Annotated in this window: 22 protein-coding genes and 1 tRNA gene; 7 read left to right on the plus strand and 16 right to left on the minus strand. The window is 69.9% G+C overall.

Translation table 11 applies throughout. The annotated features are described in order from the left end of the window. Positions 1-254 precede the first annotated feature (254 nt). Positions 255-3,125: a leucine--tRNA ligase gene (gene leuS / locus ACQUQ0_RS11140; protein WP_435185081.1), complete on the minus strand. Its 2,871-nt coding sequence runs from the start codon at positions 3,123-3,125 to the stop codon at positions 255-257. Between the two features lie 91 nt (positions 3,126-3,216). On the opposite strand from leuS, the gene ACQUQ0_RS11145 reads away from it, so the two are divergent. The 4 genes from ACQUQ0_RS11145 (at position 3,217) to npdG (ending at position 5,656) form a co-directional block, all read left to right on the plus strand. After that, complete coding sequence (locus ACQUQ0_RS11145) at positions 3,217-4,086, plus strand: TIGR01548 family HAD-type hydrolase (protein WP_435185082.1); 870 nt, start codon at positions 3,217-3,219, stop codon at positions 4,084-4,086. Positions 4,087-4,167: 81 nt separating this feature from the next. Next, complete coding sequence (locus tag ACQUQ0_RS11150; protein ID WP_435185083.1) at positions 4,168-4,551, plus strand: hypothetical protein; 384 nt, start codon at positions 4,168-4,170, stop codon at positions 4,549-4,551. Further along, positions 4,548-4,838 (plus strand): DUF7534 family protein, encoded by a 291-nt coding sequence (locus ACQUQ0_RS11155; protein WP_435185084.1) that lies wholly within the window; start codon positions 4,548-4,550, stop codon positions 4,836-4,838. The genes ACQUQ0_RS11150 and ACQUQ0_RS11155 overlap by 4 nt, the downstream gene beginning before the upstream one ends. 149 nt (positions 4,839-4,987) lie before the next feature. Further along, positions 4,988-5,656, plus strand: a complete 669-nt coding sequence (npdG, locus tag ACQUQ0_RS11160; protein WP_435185085.1) for an NADPH-dependent F420 reductase — start codon at positions 4,988-4,990, stop codon at positions 5,654-5,656. A gap of 2 nt (positions 5,657-5,658) precedes the next feature. Here npdG and hisE read toward each other — a convergent pair whose 3' ends face one another. The 14 genes from hisE to ACQUQ0_RS11230 form a co-directional block, all read right to left on the minus strand. Next, entirely contained in the window at positions 5,659-5,961 is a 303-nt protein-coding gene (hisE, locus tag ACQUQ0_RS11165) for a phosphoribosyl-ATP diphosphatase (protein WP_435185086.1), read from the minus strand. An 83-nt stretch (positions 5,962-6,044) separates the two neighbouring features. Further along, positions 6,045-7,913: a PINc/VapC family ATPase gene (locus ACQUQ0_RS11170; RefSeq protein WP_435185087.1), complete on the minus strand. Its 1,869-nt coding sequence runs from the start codon at positions 7,911-7,913 to the stop codon at positions 6,045-6,047. A 75-nt stretch (positions 7,914-7,988) separates the two neighbouring features. Further along, the gene (locus ACQUQ0_RS11175) at positions 7,989-9,674 is read right to left on the minus strand and encodes a methyl-accepting chemotaxis protein (protein WP_435185088.1); all 1,686 of its coding nucleotides are present in this window, start codon (positions 9,672-9,674) and stop codon (positions 7,989-7,991) included. A gap of 160 nt (positions 9,675-9,834) precedes the next feature. Continuing rightward, positions 9,835-10,467: a non-canonical purine NTP pyrophosphatase gene (locus ACQUQ0_RS11180; RefSeq protein WP_435185089.1), complete on the minus strand. Its 633-nt coding sequence runs from the start codon at positions 10,465-10,467 to the stop codon at positions 9,835-9,837. A 94-nt stretch (positions 10,468-10,561) separates the two neighbouring features. Further along, complete coding sequence (locus ACQUQ0_RS11185) at positions 10,562-10,840, minus strand: DUF5808 domain-containing protein (RefSeq protein ID WP_372387358.1); 279 nt, start codon at positions 10,838-10,840, stop codon at positions 10,562-10,564. 221 nt (positions 10,841-11,061) lie between these two features. Next, positions 11,062-12,657: a bifunctional N(6)-L-threonylcarbamoyladenine synthase/serine/threonine protein kinase gene (locus ACQUQ0_RS11190; protein WP_435185090.1), complete on the minus strand. Its 1,596-nt coding sequence runs from the start codon at positions 12,655-12,657 to the stop codon at positions 11,062-11,064. Positions 12,658-12,683: 26 nt separating this feature from the next. After that, positions 12,684-12,998 carry a 30S ribosomal protein S24e gene (locus ACQUQ0_RS11195; protein WP_435185091.1) on the minus strand — a complete coding sequence of 105 codons (315 nt, stop codon included), beginning with the start codon at positions 12,996-12,998 and terminating at the stop codon, positions 12,684-12,686. Positions 12,999-13,125: 127 nt separating this feature from the next. After that, positions 13,126-13,659 (minus strand): GTP-dependent dephospho-CoA kinase family protein, encoded by a 534-nt coding sequence (locus tag ACQUQ0_RS11200; RefSeq protein ID WP_435185092.1) that lies wholly within the window; start codon positions 13,657-13,659, stop codon positions 13,126-13,128. A gap of 7 nt (positions 13,660-13,666) precedes the next feature. Then, entirely contained in the window at positions 13,667-13,864 is a 198-nt protein-coding gene (gene spt4, locus ACQUQ0_RS11205; protein ID WP_372387350.1) for a transcription elongation factor subunit Spt4, read from the minus strand. Continuing rightward, positions 13,865-14,443 (minus strand): DNA-directed RNA polymerase, encoded by a 579-nt coding sequence (locus tag ACQUQ0_RS11210; protein ID WP_435185093.1) that lies wholly within the window; start codon positions 14,441-14,443, stop codon positions 13,865-13,867. 3 nt (positions 14,444-14,446) lie between these two features. After that, positions 14,447-14,830 carry a PIN domain-containing protein gene (locus ACQUQ0_RS11215; RefSeq protein WP_435185094.1) on the minus strand — a complete coding sequence of 128 codons (384 nt, stop codon included), beginning with the start codon at positions 14,828-14,830 and terminating at the stop codon, positions 14,447-14,449. Between the two features lie 60 nt (positions 14,831-14,890). Further along, a complete protein-coding gene (locus ACQUQ0_RS11220) occupies positions 14,891-16,120 on the minus strand; it encodes a translation initiation factor IF-2 subunit gamma (protein ID WP_372387345.1) in 1,230 nt (409 codons plus the stop codon). A gap of 136 nt (positions 16,121-16,256) precedes the next feature. Beyond that, positions 16,257-17,756: a DUF402 domain-containing protein gene (locus ACQUQ0_RS11225; RefSeq protein WP_435185095.1), complete on the minus strand. Its 1,500-nt coding sequence runs from the start codon at positions 17,754-17,756 to the stop codon at positions 16,257-16,259. Beyond that, a complete protein-coding gene (locus ACQUQ0_RS11230; protein ID WP_435185096.1) occupies positions 17,753-18,124 on the minus strand; it encodes a DUF7532 family protein in 372 nt (123 codons plus the stop codon). Before ACQUQ0_RS11230 ends, ACQUQ0_RS11225 begins: the two co-directional genes overlap by 4 nt. Before the next feature lie 113 nt (positions 18,125-18,237). Between ACQUQ0_RS11230 and ACQUQ0_RS11235 the strand changes: the two genes are divergently transcribed. Beyond that, positions 18,238-19,242: a PrsW family intramembrane metalloprotease gene (locus tag ACQUQ0_RS11235; protein WP_435185097.1), complete on the plus strand. Its 1,005-nt coding sequence runs from the start codon at positions 18,238-18,240 to the stop codon at positions 19,240-19,242. Positions 19,243-19,248: 6 nt separating this feature from the next. On the opposite strand, the gene ACQUQ0_RS11240 is transcribed toward ACQUQ0_RS11235, so the two are convergent. Continuing rightward, entirely contained in the window at positions 19,249-19,923 is a 675-nt protein-coding gene (locus ACQUQ0_RS11240; protein ID WP_435185098.1) for a riboflavin synthase, read from the minus strand. Positions 19,924-20,117: 194 nt separating this feature from the next. Between ACQUQ0_RS11240 and ACQUQ0_RS11245 the strand changes: the two genes are divergently transcribed. Together ACQUQ0_RS11245 and ACQUQ0_RS11250 are read left to right on the plus strand one after the other, a co-directional pair. After that, positions 20,118-20,804 carry a DUF7114 family protein gene (locus ACQUQ0_RS11245; RefSeq protein ID WP_435185099.1) on the plus strand — a complete coding sequence of 229 codons (687 nt, stop codon included), beginning with the start codon at positions 20,118-20,120 and terminating at the stop codon, positions 20,802-20,804. Between the two features lie 94 nt (positions 20,805-20,898). Beyond that, a tRNA-Thr gene (locus ACQUQ0_RS11250) sits at positions 20,899-20,970 on the plus strand. The last annotated feature ends 91 nt before the right edge of the window (positions 20,971-21,061 follow it).

Consider the following 21,061-nt stretch of genomic DNA (forward strand, 5'->3'; position numbering starts at 1 on the left):
CGTCTCGGACTCGCACAGCTCACACGTCGTGAACTCCCCGACTCGCGGTCCGGTGCTCACGGACTTCCGGTACGGACTGATCGAACTGCTCTTGCTCCGCGTCCGCGACGAACCTAACATCTCGTACGTGACGGTTGCGTTCGTAGACGTATAACCCTGTTTTGATATGAAAGATGATCTTAAGATAAGTACTCGCGACCGGGTTCCCGTCGGACGCAGACCGCCGAGGCGCGCCCGCTGACTGCCGGGATCGCTTACTCGGCTTCGAGTTCGATCGCCGGGCGGAACGGCACGGCCTGCTTCCGGGCCTCGACGTCGTCGCCCTCCTTCTCGACGACGACCTCGGCGTCGAACTCCCGGCCGAGGAAGTCGGCGGCGCGCTCGTAGGCCCCGGCCTCGTCGAGGGCCGCGAGGGCGTCGAGGTCGGCGTCCTCGCGGCCGCGCGCGAACTCGATGAGTTCGCCGACCAGGTCGTTGACGGCGTCGCCGCGCTCGCGGAGGTCCGGGTCCTGCATCACTTCGCCCATCACCGCGCCTTGGTCGGCGCCGACGTCGGCGACGGCGCCGAAGACGTCGTGCTTCCAGTCGGCGGCGACGGTGATCCGGATGCGGTCGGGATCGGCCTCCGGGACGTCCTCGTCGGCGTTCTCCAGCGACTGCTGGATGCCCTGGACGTCCTCGACGAGCCGCTCGATCTGCGTCTCGGCGACCTCGATCTCGCGGTCGAGGAGGGCGGCCTCGACCTCCGGCCACGGGGCGTCCTCGGCGGGCGTGCCGGTCAGCCGCTCGTGGAGTTCGTTCGCCAGGAAGGGCACGAACGGCGCCAGGAGGCGCAGGCGCGTCTCGGCGACCTCGCGGAGCGTCCACCGGGCCGCGGGGCGGGTGAGGTCCGTCCGTCGGCGGTACCACCGGAGATCCTCCTCGAAGTCGTAGAAGGCGGCCTGGCTCGCCGTCCGGGTCTCCGAGCCCTCCATCGCGTCGGTGACCTTCGCGACCGTGCGCTGGAGCCGCGAGAGGAGCCAGCGGTCCGCGGTGTCGAGGTCGGGTCGCTCCTCGGGGCCGGGCTCGTCTACGACGTCCCGGACGCGGTTCCAGAACCGCTCCAGTTGATTCCGGACGGAGGCGACCTGCTCGGCGCGCCAGTCGTAGTCCTGCCAGGGCTCCGCCGAGTTGAGGAGGAAGAAGCGGACCGTGTCGGCGCCGTACTCCTCGATGGCGTTGCCGGGGAGGACGACGTGACCCTTCGAGGAGGACATCTTCTCGCCCTCCAGCAGGCCCATCCCCATAATGACGATCCCCTCGGGCCACTGGTCGGGGTCGAACAGCTCGGCGTGGTGGAAGAGATAGAAGGTGAGGTGATTGGAGATGAGGTCGTTCGCGGAGAAGCGGTAGCTGACGGGGTACCAGTAGAGCCACTCCGAGCGGAGCTCCAGCGCCCGCTCGTCGGGGTCGTCGACCGCGTCGGGGCCGTAAAAGAGCGCGTCGAAGAACTCCCGGTCGAGGTCCTCGACGGGGATCTCAGCAAGTCGGTGGGCGATCGTGTAGTACGCCATGTAGATCGTCGAGTCCGACAGCGGCTCGATGACGAAGTCCTCGTCCCACGGCAGGCGGGTGCCGAGCCCGTAGTTCCGGATGCACGGCCACTCGTTGAGCCAGTCGATCGTGTGGTCGTACTCGCCGCGGGTGTTCTCCGGGATCGCCTCCATCTCCGCGACGGCGTCGTGGGCGAGCTGCTTCCAGTCCTCGTCGTTGTAGCGGAGGAACCACGTGTCCTGCTCGGCGACGACGACGTCGCCGCCGCACCGGCAGACGACCTCCTCGGAGAACTCCTGCATCGTCCCGAAGGCGCCCTCGTCGCGGTAGGCGTCCTTGAAGCGCCCGCGGACGTCCTCGACGACCTCGCCTGCGAACTCGCCGTACTCGTCGTTCAGTTTCCCTCTATGGAACTCGCTGTTGTAGAGCTCCTTCGTCGCCGCCTCCAGATCGGGGTCGGCGCTCGATTCAATGCCCGCCTCCTCGACGGCGGTCTCGGCCGGGATCTCGCCGTAGCCCTCGATCGAGAGGATCGGCACGGGCTCGATCGCGTCGACGTCGGCGGGGTCGATGCCGTACTCACGCATCCGCTCGTCGTCTTCCTTCGCCTCCCGGAGCGCGACGTAGTCGTCGGGCGAGTGGGCCGGCACCGACATCACGACGCCCGTGGCGTTCTCGGCGTCGACGAAGTCGGCGGGGAGGACGAGCACCTCGTCGCCGGTGATCGGGTTCGCCACGCGCTCGCCGACGAGGTGTTCACCGGAGACGGTCCGTTTGGGGACGACCTCGTGACCCTGGAGCTGGAGCTTTTCCACCGCCGGCGCGGAGACGAACCACTCCTCGTCGTCGACGTCGGCGATCACGTAGTCGGCGTCGGGGTCGATGTAGGCGTTCGTGACCCCGCGGACGGTCTCGGGCCGGAGCGTCGCCATCGGGACGACCGTGTCGCCGTGGCCGAAGCGGATGAGGGTGTACTCCTGGAACTCGGCCTCCTCGCCTTCCAGCAGGTCGTGGGTCGTGACTGGCTGTTCCTCGTTGGTGCAGTACTTCACGGGGTGGAGGCCTTTCTCCAGGCGACCGCGGTCCCGCAGCGTCTCGTACTGCCAGGTGACGAACTTCGAGTAGCGGTCGTCGTTGGTGGTGAACTCCCGCCGCCAGTCGATCGAGAGCCCGAGGTCCTTCATCCCCTTCTTGTAGTGGTCCTCGATGAAGTGGCGGGCGTAGCCCATCGGGGTTTCGAGGTCCTGGAGAGTGTCCTCGGCGACGTTGTAGGTGTCCCGAAGCACCGACAGTTGCTCTTCTTCGCCCTTCTTCAGGCGCTCGACCGCGCCGATGATCGGCGTGCCGGTGACGTGCCAGGCGATCGGAAAGAGGACGTTGTCGCCGCGCTGGCGGCGGTACCGGGCGTAGACGTCGGGGACGGTGTAGGTGCGGGCGTGGCCGATGTGCATCCCGCCGCTGGGGTAGGGATACGGGACCGTGATGAACGTCGGGTCCTCGTCGGCCTCGGCGGGGTCGGCCTCGTACCGACCCTCCTCGGCCCACCGCTCGCGCCAGCGCGCTTCGAGTTCCTGCGGGTCGTACTCGTCCATACCTGTTCCCTGACGACGCCGGCGTAAAATATCTCCTAACTCCGCCGCGCCGAACGGACAACGCTAAGGCCGCCGCCGGACGCCTTCGGGTATGCACGCAGACGCGGTCGTCCTCGACATCGACGGCGTCCTCGTCGACGTCGCCGACTCCTACCGGCGCGCGATCGTCGAGTCCGTCGAGCGGGGGTATGGAAAGACGATCGACCGCGAGGACGTCCAGTTCTTCAAGGACGCCGGCGGCTTCAACAACGACTGGGACGTGACCTACGCGGCGGCGCTGTACGTCCTCGTCGACGAGCGGCGCCCCCTCGACCTCGACGCCTTCGCCGACCGGATCGAGGCCGCAGGCGGCGGCCTCGACGCCGCCGAGTCCGTCGCCGAGGCGCACCTCGACGGCGAGGCGTGGGAGGCCGTCCGCGCCGAGTGGGACCGCGAGGGCCTCCGGGACGTCTTCCAGGCGCTCTACCTCGGCGCGGACCTCTATCGCGAGCTCGAAGGCGGCGAGCCGCCGGTCGAGACCGCGGGCTACATCCACGACGAGCCGGTGCTCGTCGAGCGTGAGACGCTCGACCGACTCGGCGAGCGAGCCGAGGTGGGCGTCCTTACGGGCCGGCCGGCCGCCGAGGCCGACATCGCCCTGGAGCGCGCCGGGCTCTCGGTCCCCGCGGACCACCGCTTCACGATGGACGACTGGGAGGAAGGAAAGCCGCACCCGAACGCGCTGACGACGCTCGCGGCGCGCTTCGGCGCCGACGCGGTCGCGTTCGCCGGCGACACCCTCGACGACGTGAAGACCGCCGTCAACGCCGCCGAGGCGGACCCCGACCGGACGTACCACGGGATCGGCGTCCTCACCGGCGGGCTGACGGGCGAGTCCGGCCGGGAGGCGTTCGAGGCCGCCGGCGCCGCGGCCGTGGTCGACTCCGTGAACGGCCTCCCGGATCTGTTGTTCGGAGAGTGAGGCCGACACCGACGCCGACGCCGAAAGGGGCCACCGCACGCGACGAGTAGGCTTATCTTCCCGGTGGCCGACGGTCCGACGATGGACGCGCTCCGACTCGAACGGCTCGCCTGGGCGGTCGTCTTCGCCGCCGTCGTCGCGGTCTTCGGGACCCTGCTCGTCGTCCCCGACCCGACCGGGGCGGTGGCGGCCGGCGTCGCCCTCGTGGTCTTCGCCGTCGTCAGCGTGCTCGCCGCGCGCTTTGCGCTCGGGTCGATCCCCCGCGACGCGGTCGTCGGCGACCAGACCGCCCGGTATCTCGCCTTCTTCGTCGTCGCGCTCGCGCTGCGGGTCGCGTTCGGCGCGCTCGGCTTCGGCGGGTTCGCGGGCGCCGCCGTCGCCTTCGGCGCCGCGTGGCTCGCGGCGATGTGGGGCGAGCGCCTGAATCCGAAGCGCTGGGGCGAACGCGGGGAGGGCGCCGCGTGAGCGGGGAAGACGCGAGCGGCGGAGACCGACCCGACGGACCCGAGGCGGACGGAGCGAGCGCCGCGGGGAGCGACGGCGGATTCGAACGCGGCGTCGCCCACCACTTCCTCCGGTTCGTCTCCGTCGTCCTCGCGGTCGACGCGCTCGGACTGGGCGTGTGGTGGCTTCTACCTCCGGAGGCGTCGATCCGAACGGTCGTGCTCGTCGGGACGCTGATCGTCGCTCCGCTGCTTGGGCTCCTGCTCGTGTACGCGCCCACGGTGTCGCGGTCGCGAGCGCGGAGTTGATGCTGTCGGACACAAGTCTGTGAAGAATTTCGCCGTCCGGGGCGGCGAATATCTTGAAACAGGTGTGTCCGACAGTATGAGGGGCTTCCGACACCGGTAGGCGTCCCCGCACACCCAATCCTTTAGCGGGTCGCCGCCGACCCCTCGGTATGCGAATCGCACTGCTCGGCGGGACCGGCGACGTCGGCGAGGGGCTGGCGCTCCGGTGGGCCTACCACTCCGACCACGACGTCGTGGTCGGCTCCCGCGACCCCGACGACGCGCACGACGCGGCCGACAGGTACGAACGCGCGGTCGCCGACCACGGCCGCGAGCGGAAGATCACGGGCTTCGAGAACGCGATGGCGGCCGACCGCGCCGAGGTCGTCGTCCTCTGTGTGCCGCCGTACCACGTCGCCGACACGGTCGAGTCGATCGAAGGGAGCCTCGACGACGGCGACGTCCTCGTGACGCCCGCCGCGGGGATGAAGCGCGACGACGACGGCTTCCACTACCACCCGCCGAGCGCCGGCAGCGTGACCGCCCTCGTCGCCGACGCCGCGCCCGACGGCGTCCCCGTCGTCGGCGCCTTCCACAGCCTCGCGGCCGGCCGCCTCGCCGACCTCGACGCAGAACTGGGCGTTGACACGCTGGTGATCGGCGACGACGCGGACGCGAAGTCGCGCGTGGCGGGCCTCGCAGAGGACATCGACGGCCTCCGCGCGCTCGACGCCGGCGGGCTCGCGAACGCCCCGGAGGTGGAGTCGCTGACGCCGCTCCTCGTCAACGTCGCCCGCGAGAACGACGGCCTCGGCGACCTCGGGGTCTCGTTCCGGTAGAATCAGAACCGATCGCGGAGCTCCACGCGGAGGTCGTCGAGGTCGCGGTCCTCCATCGCGAGCAGGACGAGCAGGTGGTAGACGAGGTCGGCGCTCTCGGCCAGCAGCTCCTCGTCGTCGCCGTCCTTCGCCGCCAGGATCGTCTCTGTCGTCTCCTCGCCGAGCTTCTCTAAGACGGCGTTTTGCCCCTTCTCGTGGGTGAAAAGCGAGGCCGTGTAGGAGCCCTCGGGGAGCGTCTCCTTCCGGTCTTGGATCGTCGCGAAGAGCTCGTCGAGCACCTCCGCCGGCGGCGTGTCCGAGTCCATACGGGTGCGTAGGTCGGCCTCGGGGGAAGAATCGTCCGGTTCGGCGGGCGATCCGTGGCGGACGGCCGGGGCGAACGACCGATTCAGGCCGGGTGGACCGTGATCCGCTCCTTCCGGTCGATCGCCTGCTCCAGTTCGTCGGCGATGGCGCTGCCGCGCGAGACCTGGATGTCGCCGCCGCGGCCCACCGTCGCGGTGAAGAGGTACTCGCCGTCGGCGCGGATCTCGACCGTCTCGCCGACGTGTTCGTCCATCCGGATGACGACGTGCCGGGAGGTGACCTCGGGCGTGACGACGATCCCGTCGTCGCCGCCCGAGCCGCCGGCACCCGCGCCGGCGCCAGCCCCTCCGGCACCACCGGCACCCCCGCGAGAGGGCTTCTCGTCGTGGGTCCGGACGTCGATGTCGATCCCCAGGCGGTCCTCGACGTCGGAGATCCGCCCGCCGCCCTTGCCGATCACGTAAGAGATGTCGTCCTCCTCGACGTAGACGACGGCCTCGTTCTGACTCTTGAGTTCGACGTCGACGTGCCCCCGGGCGATCGAGCGGATCTCGCGTTCGATCTCCTGGCGAGCCAGGCGGTCGACGCCCGTCTCGCTCGCCCCCTCGTCGTCGCCGAGCGGGACGGTGATGACCTGGCGGTTGAAGGTGTAGATCTCGTACTCCGGCTTTCCGGTCTCGAAGTCCGCGACCTGGATGACCGGCCGCGCGAGGTCCTCGGCGGTGAGGCCCTCGGGGACTTTCACCTCGGTCGTGACGTCGTAGACGGTGTCGACGCGGCCGTCCTCGATGTAGACCACGGTGTCGACGACCTGCGGGATCATCCCGAGTTCGACGCGGCCGACCAGCCGCTGGAGGGCGTCGATCGCGCGGGTGGCGTGGACGACGCCGACCATCCCGACGCCCGCCAGCCGCATGTCCGCGAAGACGCCGAAGTCCTTCGTCTTCCGGACCTCGTCGTAGATGGTGTAGTCCGGGCGGACCAGGAGAAGGGAGTCGGCGGTCTTTTCCATATCGCCGCCGAGCGCGGTGTACTGGGTGACGTCGGGGCCGACCTGGAGGTCGCGGGGCTTTTCCATCGTCTTCACCGCGTAGTCGGCGTCGGTGAGGAACTCCGCGACCGCCTGGGCGAAGGTGGACTTCCCGGCACCGGGCGACCCCGAGATGAGGACGCCGCGCTGGCGTTCCTTCAGTCGGTCCCGGAGCTCGTCGGCGAACTCGTAGTCGTCGAGGTCGGTCTTGACGATCGGGCGGACCGCCGTGATCTCGATGCCGTCGGCAAAGGGCGGCCGCGCGACCGCGATGCGGTAATCGCGGAACTGGACGATGCTCATCCCCGGCTCGGAGAGTTCGAGGAAGCCCTCGGAGCTCGTGCGGGCGGTCTCCTCGATGTCGTCGGCCCACTCCTTCATCTGAGCTTCGTCTGTGACCTCGTCGCGGATGGTCTGGTAGGACATCTCGCCGATGGCGCCGCGCTTGGCCTTCGGTCTGGTGCCCGTCTTGAGGTGGACCGACATCGTCTGCTCGTCGAAGAACTCCTCGATGACGAGGCCGCCGGAGCCGCGGACGCGCGGCTCGACGTACTCGACGTCGAGGCCCTTCGCCTTCGCGACCTCCGACTGGACGACGTCGCTCGTCAGGAGCGTCGCGTCCTCGTCCTCTGCGACCTCTCGGATGAGCGCGTCGACGTCGCCCTCGTGGGCGCCGGTGGCCTCGCTCGGCTTGGTCCGCCGGCCGACGTAGCGGACGGTGACGTCGCCGTCGTCCGCGAGCCCGGCGAGGCGCTGGAGCTCTTCGAGCCCGGCCCAGCCGGTGTCGAAGCCGTCGTTGGCCTGCGACTCGAGTTCGCCGACGACGGCCTCGGGGACCAACACAGTCCCGCCCTCGCCCGACTCGACCCGCTCGGACACGCGACCGTCGACGACCGCGCTCGTGTCCGGCACTATCTTCATATCACCGCGTTCGCCCGGCGGACGGATAAGGGTATAGACTGGGACTCGAAAGAGCGCGGAACGGTCCCTCCGAGATCAGTCGTCGGCGGACGCCGGCGCGGCGATCCCGTCGCCGTCGCCGAACTCGAAGCCGCCGAGGGAGTCGGCCGCGTCCGTGCGGTGCTCTTCGAGGACCTCGAAGGCCCCGACGAGGCCGTCGAGGCCGTTCGCCCGGTCGGAAAGCGTCGCGGCCTGGTCGTCGAGTTCGTGGAGCGACTCGGACTGCTCGGCGGCGTCGTCGACCGCGGCGGCCGTCTGCGCCGTGGTCTCCTCGGCGATGTTCGCGACCTCGTCGACGCGCGCGGAGACGTCCTGTGCGGACTGGGCCTGCTGGTCTGTGGCGTCGCTCACCTCGCGGATGGAGGCGTCGATCCCCTCGATGTCGTCGACGATGGACTCGAACTCCGCGATCGCCTCCGAGACCGTATCGACGCTTGATTTGACCTGCTGGTCGGTCTCGCGCACGGTCGCGAGCGTCTGCTCGGAGCGGGCGGTGACCTCCTCGATGAGCGTCGAGACCTCCTCGGCCGAGTCGCGGGTCTCCTCGGCCAGATCCTTGACCTCCTGGGCGACGACGCCGAAGCCGTCGCCCGCGTCGCCGGCGTGGGCCGCCTCGATCGAGGCGTTGATCGCCAGCAGATTGGTCTGGGAGCCGATCTCGTCGATGAACGCCGCGATCTCGTCGATCTCCTCGATCTGGGCGGCGAGCTCCTCGACGGCCGCGGCCGTCTCCTCGATCTGGGTCTCGACCGTGTCGAGTTCGTCCATCGCGCTCGTCGCGACGTCCCGGCCCGCGCGGCCGCGCTCGGCGGCGCGCTCGGCCGAGCCCGCGACCTCGTCGGCGGAGGCGGCGATCTCCTCGACCGTCGCCGAGAGGGTCGAGAGCTCGGAGGCGACGGTCCCGAGGTGGTCGGCCTGCTCGTCGGCGCCGGCCTCGATCTCGTCGACCGCGGCCGCGACCGCCTCGCTCGACTCGGTCGCGCGCTCGACGTGCCGCTGGGCCTCGTCGCTCATCGCGGCGACCTGGTCGGCGAACGCTTGGACGTCCGCGATCGTCTCCGAGAGCGTCCGGACGAACTCGTTGTACGAGCGGGCGACCTCGCCGTAGCGGTCGTCCTCTTCGGCCAGTTCCTCGGCGGGCATCAGCACCGTGAGGTCGCCCTTCCGAGCGCGCTCTGTAGCCTCGGCGAAGGCGTCGACGAGCCGCTGGAGCGCCCGCGTGTGAGTCGTCAGGTCCGTTGCCATCCGGCCGAGCGAATCGCCGAACGCGCCCGGGAGCCGCTCGTCGAGGACCGGATCGTCGAAGTCCCGGTCGGCCATCGCCGTCGCCTGGGCGGAGACCAACCGGAGGTGGTCGTGCATATCGGCGAAGTCGTCGACGAGCTGTGCCACCTCGTCGTCGCCGTCGGTCTCGGGCGGCGGCGTCGAGAGGTCGCCGGCGGCGACCGCGGCGGCCGACGTCGAGAGCGCGTCGATCGGCTCGACGACGTCCCGGCGGACGACCAACACGGTGTTCAGAAACGCTACGAGCGCCGCAAACAGGAGGCCCAGGGACAAGAGCGTCTGGGTCCCGCCGCTCGTGACGAGCGGCAGGCCGGCCTGGGCGATCGAGATGCCGAACTGGATCCCGACGGCGGTGAGCATCTTCCGAGCGACCGACCGGGAGACGCCGAGGACGTCCATCGTCCCCCACAGGAGCCGTTCGTACGATTCGAGGAGCATACGAAGTCGATGCCGACGGGCATCTATAAGACCACGATCCGTTTTCAGTTTCCGATAACGCGAAGAGGCGAGAATCGGTAGACGATATTAATGTTCGCGTTCGAAAATCGAATTTGATATTTTCTCAAAATACGGCCGCCGGTCCGTCGCGGTCGGACGGCTACCGCTCCTGGTACCAGGACGCGAACTTCGCGAAGGCGCGGCCGCGGTGGGAGACGGCGTTCTTCGCCTCGGCGCTCATCTCGGCGAAGGTCGTCCCGTCGTGCTCGAAGATGGGGTCGTAGCCGAAGCCGCCGTCGCCGCGCGGTTCGACGATCCGTCCCCGGACGGATCCGGTGAACAGCTTCACCGGGAGGGGGTCGTCGGCGTCGTCCGCGTCATCGTCGGCCCCGACGGCCGCGGCCGCCGCGCGGTCCTCGCGGTCGACGGGGTCGGGGGTCGCGTCGAAGGCGTCGCCGTCGCAGTACGCCAGCACGCAGCGGAACGACGCCCGGCGCGGGGCGTCGATCTCGCGTGCGACGAGCCGCTGGACGGTCTCGATCCCCAGCGTGTGCTCGACGAAGGCCGAGTACGGGCCAGGAAAGCCGTCGAAGCCCTCGACGAACAGGCCGGCGTCGTCGACGAGGACCATCTCGCCGGCGTGGCGGTACGCCTCGCGGGCGCCCCGGGCGGCGATCGGGCCCAGTTCCGCGGCCTGGATCTCGGTGTAGTCGTAGTTCAGTTGCTCGACCGCGTCCAGGTACTCGCGCGCCTCCCGCACCTTGCCGGAGTTGGTCGTGACGTAGCGGAGCATTCGCCTGTACTGGCCGGCGTCGGGAGAAAGTCCCGTCGGTTCGCGCTCCGATTCGGTGCTCCGGTAACGCAGAGCGGGTCGAAGGTACCGAAAATCAGTCGACGATGACCTCGACCGGTCCCTCGTCCTCGTCGTCTTCGGTCTCGGCGCTCCCGCCGGACTGCTGTTCCTGCCAGAGGAGCGCCCCGACGACGACGAGGGCGATCCACGACCGCCAGTTCGCGAGGTTGAGGGTGTAGCCGATGCCGAACGGCTTCTTCACGAGCATCCCCTCGCCCGGCTGCCAGTACGACGAGAGGAGTCGGCCGATCGACGGCCGCTCGAAGTTGTACGGGATCCCGAGAATCTCGCCCTGTTTCGGTTTGTCTGCCATACCGACGGGTACGCCGGGCGGTAATAAATCGTTTTGGCATCCGAATACGGTCTGGCGGTCGCCCGGCGCGAGCGTTTATATACGAACGGGCGGCCAGCGGCCGTGTGATCTGACCGACGCCCCCGCGTCGTCAGCGGTCGTTCGGCACAGCGACGCGGGGAACGACGAGAGCGACCGTGCCGACTGTTTGCCACAACACGAGCTCGAAACGCCCGCAGGAGCTACTGGTACCGACCGCGGCCCTCGACGTCGCGGAGTCGCTGTCGGACGGCGTCGTCGCCGACCGCGGCGTAGCCGGCCTCGAACGCCTCCAGCAGCGGCGCCGGGTCGGCGCCGGTGCCCGCGACGCTCTGCTCGAAGACGTGGAGGTCCATCGCGTGGTCCTCGACGTGGCCCGTGTGGTAGCCGAGGCCGAAGTCGATCAGGTACGTCCGCGCGTCGCCGACGCGGACGTTCCGGGTCGTCGGGTCGCCGTGGACGAACCCCGCGCCGTGGATCGTCGCGAGGTGCCGCCCGACGTCGCGGCAGCGATCGGCGGTGAGCGCCGCCGCCAGGTCGTCGTCGCCGACGCGCTGGAAGACGAGCGTTCCCTCGGCCGGATCGACGTCGTAGACGACTGGCGTGGGGACGCCGGCGCGCCGCGCGGCGCTCGTGAGCCGCGCCTCCGCGCGTGTCCGTTCAGCCCGGAGCCGGTCGTCCAGCGCCGGGTGTCGGTACGCCTTCGGCACGCGCTCTTTCACCACGCGGTCCGCCTCGATCGTGACGACCGCCTCCGCACCGCGGATGGTTCCGGCCACCGCTGGGTCGCGGACGATCGACTCCGCGTCGCTGCGCCAGGTCACCGGCACCTCGTCCGGCCGGAAGTCCGGGTCGACCGACGAGTCGGGGATTGAGAGCGTGTCGCCCGCGGCGTACATCTTCGCGCCGAGCACGGCGATCATCCCCGCGTTGTCGCGGAGGAACCGCGGATCGGGCGCGTAGAAGTCCGCCCCGCGCTGCTCGCACATCGATTCGAGCATCTCGCGGAGCCGGCGGTTCTGTCCCACACCGCCGCCGAGGACGAGCTCGTCGGTCCCGGTGAGCGACAGCGCCCGCTCTGCGACCTCGGTGAGCATCGCGAAGATCGTCTCCTGGAGGCCGGCGCAGACGTCCTCGACGGGGACGCCCTCGTCGACCGCGTCCTTCGCGGCGGACATAATCCCCGAGAAGGAGAAGTCCATCCCCTTCACCACGTACGGGAGATCGTAGTACTCGCCGTCGGCGGCGCGACGTTCCACCTTGGGTCCGCCGGGGTGGGACCAGCCCAGGTGTCTGGTGAATTTATCGATCGCGTTGCCGACGCCGGTGTCCATCGTCTCGCCGAGGATCCGGTAGCGGCCGTCGTGGTATCCCAGGAGATGGGCGTTCGCGCCCGAGGCGTTCAGACACACGGGCGAGTCGAAGCCGGACTGGTGGCGTCCGATCTCCAGGTGCGCCACCATATGGTTGACGCCGACGAGCGGGACCGACAGCGTGCCAGCCAGCGACCGCGCCGCGGTGCCGACGACGCGGAGGCACGGCCCCAGTCCCGGGCCGCGCGAGAACGCGACGGCGTCGATATCGAGACCCGGACCGTCGCTCGTCTCGTCGGCGTGATCGAGGATCGCCGAGACGACCTCGGGAATCGCCGAGCCCATATGCTCGGCGGCCTCTCGGGGGTGGATCCCGCCGCTCTCGGGCTGGTAGGCGTCGGATTCGATGACGACCGCCTCGGTCTCGGTGTCGTAAAGCGCGGCGCTGGCGGCCCAGGCGGTGCCTTCGATCCCGACGACGCGCATCGAAAAGAGCGTTCGCTACGGCCGACTCAGGCCTCTTCGGCCTCGGCGTCGGCGCCCTCGTCCGCCTCGATCTTGTTCCGGTCGAGCATGTAGTCCTGCTCGATGTCGCGGGCGAAGTCCGGCGACTCGTAGACCTTCGCGTAGCCGACGGTCTTCCGCATCCCGAACTTCGTGTCGAGCTCGTGGATGACGACCTCGTCGGAGTCCTTGTTCAGCTTCGCTGCGAGGCTGTCGCGGACCGAGAGCCGCGACGGCGTCGCCTCTTCGTGAACGATCTCGAACCGGACGTCGGACCGATGCAACATCGGGTTCCCGTCCTCGGAGATAATGTCGATTTCCATGGTTCAGTTGTTCTACCATCCAGCCGAAAGGAGTAAAAGGATTTCGAAGGCCCGACTCGGGCGCGAAATCGGCTGAGACGTCGGAAACGGACGGTCGTATCGGCTTCGACTCCGAGGGGGCCGGGACTCACTCGGCGAGGCCGAGCGCCGCGAGCGCGCCGTCGACGTCGCCGTCCATCTCGGCGAGGAGCGACCGCATCTCGGCTTTCGCCTCGGACGTGACCGCGACGGCGACCATCCCCTCGCCGGGCTGGCCGTAGACGACCGTCGCGCCCTCGGGGGCGACGAGCACCGCCGGGAGCGTCGCGAGGTCCTCCTCCCCGTCGACGACGATGGTGACGGGCTCGGGGTCGGCGACCGCGTCGGCCAGCGCGGCGAGGAGCGCCTCCGAGAGCGTGCCCGGTTCGTTGGCGACCTCGCGCCGGTGCTCGGGGTCGGCGAGGGCGTCCCGGATCTCGGCGTCGACTTCCTCGCGCTCGGTCCGGCCGTCGACCAGCGCGACCGCGGGGACGTGGCCGGCCTCCCGGAGGTGGTAGGTGACGACGTCGCCGACGGCGACGATGGGGCGTCCGGATTCGGAGAGCAGCCGCTCGGCGTCCTCGTAGACGGGGCCGAACGGCTCCTTGAACGAGCTCCGCAGGCTCGCGGGCAGCGAGAGCATCCGTGTCTCAGCGGACCTTCAGCGCGTAGCCGCCGGGCTCGTTGACGTTCATCTCCTCGGCGATCTCCGAGCGCTCGGGGTGCGTGATGACGACGTAACCCGCCCAGTCCTCGGTGAGGCTGCTCGACCCGCAGTTCTCACACGCCTGCGCGTCGGCGTGGTTGATGTAGTGGCACTCCCGGCAGGCGAGACGGGACTCCGCCATCTATTCGCCCTCCGCGCCGGTCGTCGCCGTGTTGGCCTGGCGGTCCGCCTCCAGCCAGCCGTGCTTGCCGAGGCCGGGCTGCTTGGCGGTGAGGCCGATCTTCGAGTCGCGGGGGTTGCGCTCGTCGATGCTCTTTGTCACGACGCGGACCCGGACCGAGTCGCCGACGCCGAGCGTGCGGTTCGACTCGGTGGAGGCGAGCTGTTGGTTCTCGCCGTCGTAGGCGAGGTACTCGTCGGAGATCTGCGAGACGTGGAGCAGCCCGTCGACCGGCCCGATGCCGACGAAGGCGCCGAACTCGACGACCTCGACGACCTCGCCGTCGACGACCTCCTGCATCGAGGGGTCGAAGGTGATCGCGTCGAACTCCGCCTCGTAGTAGACGCCGGCGCGGCCGGGGAGCACCGTCCCCTCGCCGATGTCGTGGACGTCGACCACGCTGACGACGCTGCCGACGTCTTCGTCCATCCGTCCTTCGAGCTTGTCCTGCAGGAGCCGTTTGACCCGCTGCGGCGTCACGTCCGCGAGGTGCTCTGGCGGCACCTCGACTGTGTCTGTGAGTCGTACCCGTTTGTACATACGTTATGGTTCTGTTATCTCCAATGTGTTTCGCCCCCTTAAACCGATTACGCGAACGCCGCGTTCGAGCAACCGGTCGCGGAGCGGCCTGTCGTTGGTGAGCGCGTAGTCGCCTTCCGCCTCGGCGAGTTCGACGACGGCGTCGTCGGCGTACGACTGCCCGGTCTCGACGATCCGGCACCGCGAGACGAGGTCCCGACCGACGCTCGCGGCCGTCGCCTCCGTCCCGTTCCCGGATTCGGCGAGCGTCTCTAGCTCGGCGACGACCGAGCGGGGAACGGCCAGGTCGGCGTCGGCGCCGACGAGGCGGTCGAGCTCGTCGAAGACGCGAACGTCGAGTTCGACCGGCATCATCAGCGCGTTCGTGTCGAGTATCACCGTCGTCATCTCCTGTGTCTGCTATCGTGCGCTATCGTGCGTCGCCGACGCGACCCGCCGTCTGGCCGCTCACTGGAGCGTCCCGACGCCGATGAGCCGCCAGCGCGCGCCGACGCGTCGGTTGATCGCGATCTTCGCGCCCGACTCGGCGCAGACGGGGCGCTTCAGCGCCACCTCGGCCTCGTCCGAGCGGGCGCTCGTGACCGAGCCGACGGTCGTGGCGGTCCCGACGGTGAGCATCAGCGGCTCGCCCGTCGAGATCTCCTCGACGCTCCCCTCGTCCTCGCCGACGATGCGGTCGAGCAGTTCGACGTCCATCGTGAACTGCTCGCGCGTGGGCGGTAGCGTCCCGGGCTCGCCCGCGACCTGTCCGGCGAGGGCGTCGCCCTTCGTGAGGCTCGGGTCGAGGCCCGTGCCGATGCCGCAGAGGCCGCCGGGGCGGACCTCCTCGACCGACTGGCCGCCGGCCTGCAGCGAGCGGATCTCGGTCTCGATCGGCTGCCACTCCGAGGAGCCGCCCTCCTCGACCTCGCGGCCGGGGCGGAGTTCGAGCTCCTCGTCGACCGAGAGCTTGCCCTGCACGACGGAGCCGCCGACGACGCCGCCGGAGAGGTCCTCCCACGTCGTTCCGGGGCGGTTGATGTCGAACGAGCGGGCCGCGAAGAGCCGCGGGTCCTCGGTCTCGTCGCGCTCGGGCGTCGGGATCTCCCGCTCGATCGCGTCGATCAGGAGGTCGATGTTCACTTCCTGCTGTGCGCTGACGGGGACGATCGGCGCGTCCTCGGCGACGGTCCCGGAGACGAACTCCTGAATCTGCTCGTAGGACTCGACGGCGCGCTCGCGGTCGACGAGGTCGATCTTGTTCTGCGCGATGACGATGTTATCGATGCCGATGATGTCCAGCGCCATCAGGTGCTCTTCGGTCTGGGCCTGCGGGACGTCCTCGGTCGCGCTCACGACGAGGACGGCGCCGTCCATGATCGCCGCGCCCGAGAGCATCGTCGCCATCAGCGTCTCGTGGCCCGGCGCGTCGACGAACGAGACCGTTCTGAGTACCTCCGTCTCCTCGCCGTCGGGGCCGGTCTCTTCGACCGTGTAGCACTCCGGCGCGTCGACGCCGGGAACCGTCCGGAACGTGGCGTCCGCGTAGCCGAGGCGGATGGAGATACCGCGCTTCATCTCCTCGGAGTGCTGGTCCGTCCACGAGCCGGACAGCGCCTGCACGAGCGTCGTCTTCCCGTGGTCGACGTGCCCGACGAGTCCGATGTTCACCTCCGGTTGTTGTGTTTGTTGTGTCACCATTGACCTCCTAGAGAGTAATCTTGGGTGCAATTCGCCGCGAGCGACTGATAAAGTTGCTGTTCTCGCCTCGTGCGGCGTTCTACGCGGGATCCCTCGCTCCCCGGGAGCGACGCTGTGAGCCGCGGTTTCCCCGTCAGTCCGAGAGCGCGCGTTCGAGGCTCGTCGCGACCGCTCGGGCCTTCCCCGCGAGCGGCTCGGAGACGGTCCCCGACGCGACCGCGGCGTCGAGTTCGTCGTCGTCGACGCGCTCGACCGTCCCGTCGGGGCGCTTGACCACGTCGACGTGGAGGTCGACGTACCGGACCGCGTCGGGGAAGCACTCCACGGGCGTGCAGACGTTCACGTAGGTCCCCTTCGATGCCCCGTCCTCGCCGCGGTAGACCGTCGGGTACCACCAGCGGCCCTCGCGGAACTTCGTCAGCGCCGTGTCGCCGGGCTCGCGCGAGGTCCCGAGCGCGTCGTAGGTGCCGCTGCTTTCGAGGGTGCGCTCGACCGCGACGGTGCCGTCGCCGTCCCAGTCGGTGACCTCGCCGCGGCCGAGCGAGAACGCCCGGCCGTCGGGCTTGCCGTGGACGATCTCGACGCGGTCGCCCGCGACGGGGCCGAACTGCCGGGCGACGGTCGCGAAGGGGAAATCGGTCCCGTCGTCCGAACCGCCGCCGATCCCGCGCCCGCAGAGCGCCTCCGCGAGGTCGACGCCGGCGCTCGCGGCCTCGCTGCCGGCCTTGGTGCGGTGGTGGCCGGGCATCGTCGTCTCGACCGCGCGGCGGGCGTCGTCGAGCGCGAAGCGGGACTCGCGGCCGAACCAGAGCCAGCGGCCGGCGGCGGGCGCGACGAGGGCGTCCGCCGGCGTCTCGGAGTCCGCCTCGTTGGCGCCGCCGAGCACGGCGTCCAGCCGCTCCGCGCGGTCGACGGCCCGCGAGAGCGACGCCTCAAGCGCGTCCATCTCGGCGCGGGTGGCGGCGTGGGACCACCGCAGGCCCCAGCCGTCGGGGACGGAGGTGTCGAGGAACTCCGTCATCCCCGCGAGCTCGCGCCCGGCCGCGTCGTCGCGCGTGTCGACCGTGATCCCGTCGCCGCCGCGGACGAGCGTCGCGAGCCCCGCCTCGGCGTGGACGTCGGTGCCGAGCGTCGCCCGGCGGTCGGCCCACGGCGGCGCGCTCTCGCGCACCTGCACGCGGATCGAATCGCCCGCGTCGACGTAGTCGTCGGTCTCGCCGTACGGGAGGAACCCCTCGCTCTCGCCGAGGTCCAAGACCGCCCCGGAGGCGAGCGTTTCGGTCACGTCGGCGTCGAACACCGCGCCGGGCGGCGTCGGATCCGACCAGGCGAGGGCGTCGCGGCCGACCGAGCCGAGCTCGGCGGCGACGGCCCCGACCGCGTCGGGGTCGCCCCGGATTCCGACGCCCTGGCGGTCGTCCGTCGTCGCGACCGCGACGTCGTGGGCCTCGTCGCCGAAGTCGGCGTCGAAGCGCTCGCGGATCGGCTCGGACGCCTGGACGACCTCGTGGCCGGCGTCGAGGAGCAGCCGCGTGACGGCGGTGGTGTAGATGCCGCGAACGCGGACGCGCGGCGGGTCGCTCCCGGCGTGTTCGTCCGCCCCGACGTCGCCTCCCGCGTCGTCCCTGGTCACAGCGCGTCCTCGTCGCGGGCGAACCGCACGCGGCCGTCGACCGTGGGTCCGAGCGTGAGTTCGACGACGTCCTCCGAGAGGACCCGCCCGCCCTCGACCGGCACGCCCCAGGAGTCGAAGCGGAGGTAGCCGCGGAGGTCGCTCCCGTGGGTGAACAGATCGAGGAAGGAGACGTCGTGTTCGTGGATCTCGTCCGCGCTGTGGGCCCTGTCCATATCCGAGTGGACGACGTCGGTCTCGAAGAACTCACAGAGTCGGTCGGCGTCGCGGTCGACGGCCTCGCTGACGAGGTCGGAGGCCTCTCGGATCTCCTCGCGTGAGAGGCCGACCTCGCGGAGCGCCGCCTGCGTCCGTTGGTCGAAGTGCATCGTGGCTCCGGCTACGTGCGGGCGACGGTTTAATCCCACTCGTCGCGGCCGAGGGTCGCCCCGGCGTACGACCGCCGAAGGTGTTAGGTAGAGGGATACTGAATCCGACCACGATGCAAGACCGACGGGATCCGATCGAAGAGGCGTCGGACGGCTCGCTCGACCTCTACGACGTGGCGACCTGGGAGGTGCGGACCCGGATCGACCGGGCGGCCGCGATCATCTGGCGGGTCGCGGCCGGCTCCGCGCGGGTCGCGGTCGTCCTCGTCGCCTTCTTGCTCCTGCTCGGGATCGGCGGCCTTGCCGCCCTGACCGACCCGGAGATCGGCTTTCTCACCGCGCTGTCGGCGATCCCCGCGATCGGGCTGGCCGCGTACGTCTACTCGACGGACGTGACGTCGAGCGAACCGCTGTCGCTGCTGGTGGCGACGTTCCTGCTCGGCGTGCTGACGGCGAACTTCGCGGCCATCCTCAACAGCGCCCTCAAGCCCTACTTCCAGGTGCTCGGCTTCCTGGGCACGGCGCTGTTCTTCTACCTCGTCGTCGGCCCCGTCGAAGAGAGCGTGAAGCTCCTCGCCGTGCGGCTCTACGCCTACACCGACGACCGCTTCGACGCCGTCCTCGACGGGGCCGTCTACGGCGCGATGGCCGGGCTCGGGTTCGCGGTCATCGAGAACGCGCTCTACATCACCCGACAGGTGCCGGATCAGGGGCTCGATCTCGGCCTCGGACTGATCGGCGTCGGCGGCGGGATCACCGCGGTCCGCGCGCTCGCAGGGCCGGGCCACGTCATCTACTCCGCGATCGCGGGCTACTACCTCGGGCTCGCCAAGTACAACCCCGGAAATCGAGGGCCGATCGTCGTGAAGGGGATCCTGCTGGCGGCGCTCGTCCACGGCACCTACAACACGACCGTCGGCATCGGCACGGGCCTCATCAGCATCCTGACCGGACTGTCGGGGCTCGCGCCGTACCTGATCTACGTGGTCATCTACGACGGGATCTTCGGACTCTTTCTCCTCCGGAAGATCCAGCGGTACCGCGACAAGTACCACGAGGCGCACGCGCCTGGGGCCGACGAGTCCGACTTCGAGTCGGAGCTGACCGAGTTCGAATAACGGATTCTAGTGGCCGACCGCGTCGGCGTAGCCCGAGACCATCCGTTCGACGTACTTCGCGACCACGTCGACCTCGACGTGGACGGGGTCGCCGACGGACTTCGTAGAGAGCGTCGTCAGGTCGTAGGTCGTCGGGATGATCGCGACGCCGAAGCGCTCGGATCCCCGTTCGGCGACGGTGAGGCTGATGCCGTCGAGCGCGACGGAGCCCTTCTCGACGACGTAGCGCGCCACCGGCTCGGGGAGGTCGAACTCGAAGACCCAGTCGTCGCCGACCCGCTCGATCCCCGTGATCTCGGTGACGGTGTCGACGTGGCCCTGGACGAGGTGGCCGTCGAAGCGCCCCTCGGCCGGGAGCGCGCGTTCGAGGTTCACCCGATCGCCCGCGTCGACGTCGCCGAGGTAGGTCTTCTCGACGGTCTCGGCCGCGAGGAACACCTCGAACTGCGGCGTCGGCTCGATGCGGAAGTCCTCGACCGTGAGGCAGACGCCGCTGACCGAAATCGACTGGCCGTGGTGGAGGTCGGCGAAGTCGGGGGTGGACGCGTCGGCTTCGGCATCCGCGGTCCCGTCGCCGTCGCCGTCGCCGACTCGGTCGGGTTCGATGCGCAGGCGGCGACCGCCCTCGTCGTCAGTCGCCTCGACGACGGTCCCCGTCGTCTCGACGATGCCGGTGAACATACTCCCTCGTTCGTCTCAGGTCCGAAAAGCGTCTCGAAAGCGGGTCGGAGCCGAGGATCGGAGCGGGCTTCGGGATGGGAATCGGGAGCGGCTGACGGGGCGGCGCACCGGTCGGCCGCGACCCGGCAGGTCGCCCGACGGCGAACCGCCGGGTTTCCAAAGGTCTTTGCCGCTCCCGTCGCTAGAACACTTCGATGGACGACGCCGTGCGGGTTCGCGACGCCGCCCGCGAGGCGGTCGAGGACATCGAACCGGACCAGCTCCGGGAGGTGCTGTTCGACCGCCTCGCCGACGCGCCGATGACGCCGGCCGTCTTGGTGCTGGTGAGCGCTCGCGCACCCGAGAGCGGAACGGACACCGACGCCGACGGGCTCGCAGAGCGGGCCGCCGGCGTCCAGTTGATCTACGAGGGGCTGCGGCTCACCAGGTCGCTCTCGCACGACGAGCCCTGGACGGGGGCGATCGAGGGCGACATCGACGCCGATCTGGACATCCTCGCGGCCGACGTGCTCGTCTCGCGGGGGTTCTACCTCCTCGCGCGGACCGACGCCGCCGACCGCGCGGTCGAGGTGGTCCGCGCGTTCGGCCGCGATCAGACCCTCCGGCGCGGCGACGGCGCCGACCGCGACGCGCTCGATCGGAACCTCGAAGCCGACGTGTTCGCCCTCGCGGTCGTCGCCGGGATGACCGCCGTCGGCGAGACGCCCTCGCCCGCGCTCTTGGAGTACGCCGTCGAACTGGCCGGGGACTGCGACGCCGGCGACGGGCTCCGCCCGGCCGACGACGCCTTCTCGGAGTCGACCGCCGAGCGCATCGCGTCGCTGTCGGCGGTCGGCGGCGGCTCGGACGACCGCGTCCCCTCCTCGGCGACCGACTCGTGAGGCTCGGGGCGGCGCCGTGCCGCGCTTCGCCGGGAGCGAAATCACCGCCACGAATCGAAACCCCTAAAGACGAATCCGCGCTACGAGAGAACGCGCCTGGGTAGCTTAGCGGTAAAGCGCGTCCTTGGTAAGGACGAGAGCCCGGGTTCAAATCCCGGCCTAGGCTTCCTTCCTGCTGTTTTCGGGTGTTTCAAGGGTTCTCTGTCGTTCAACTATGAGCCCGACGCAAGAACGAGTACCCGGGTGGAAAAGACGCG

The organism is Halobellus sp. EA9, from assembly GCF_051195055.1.
Classification (GTDB): Archaea; Halobacteriota; Halobacteria; order Halobacteriales; family Haloferacaceae; genus Haloquadratum; species Haloquadratum rubicundus.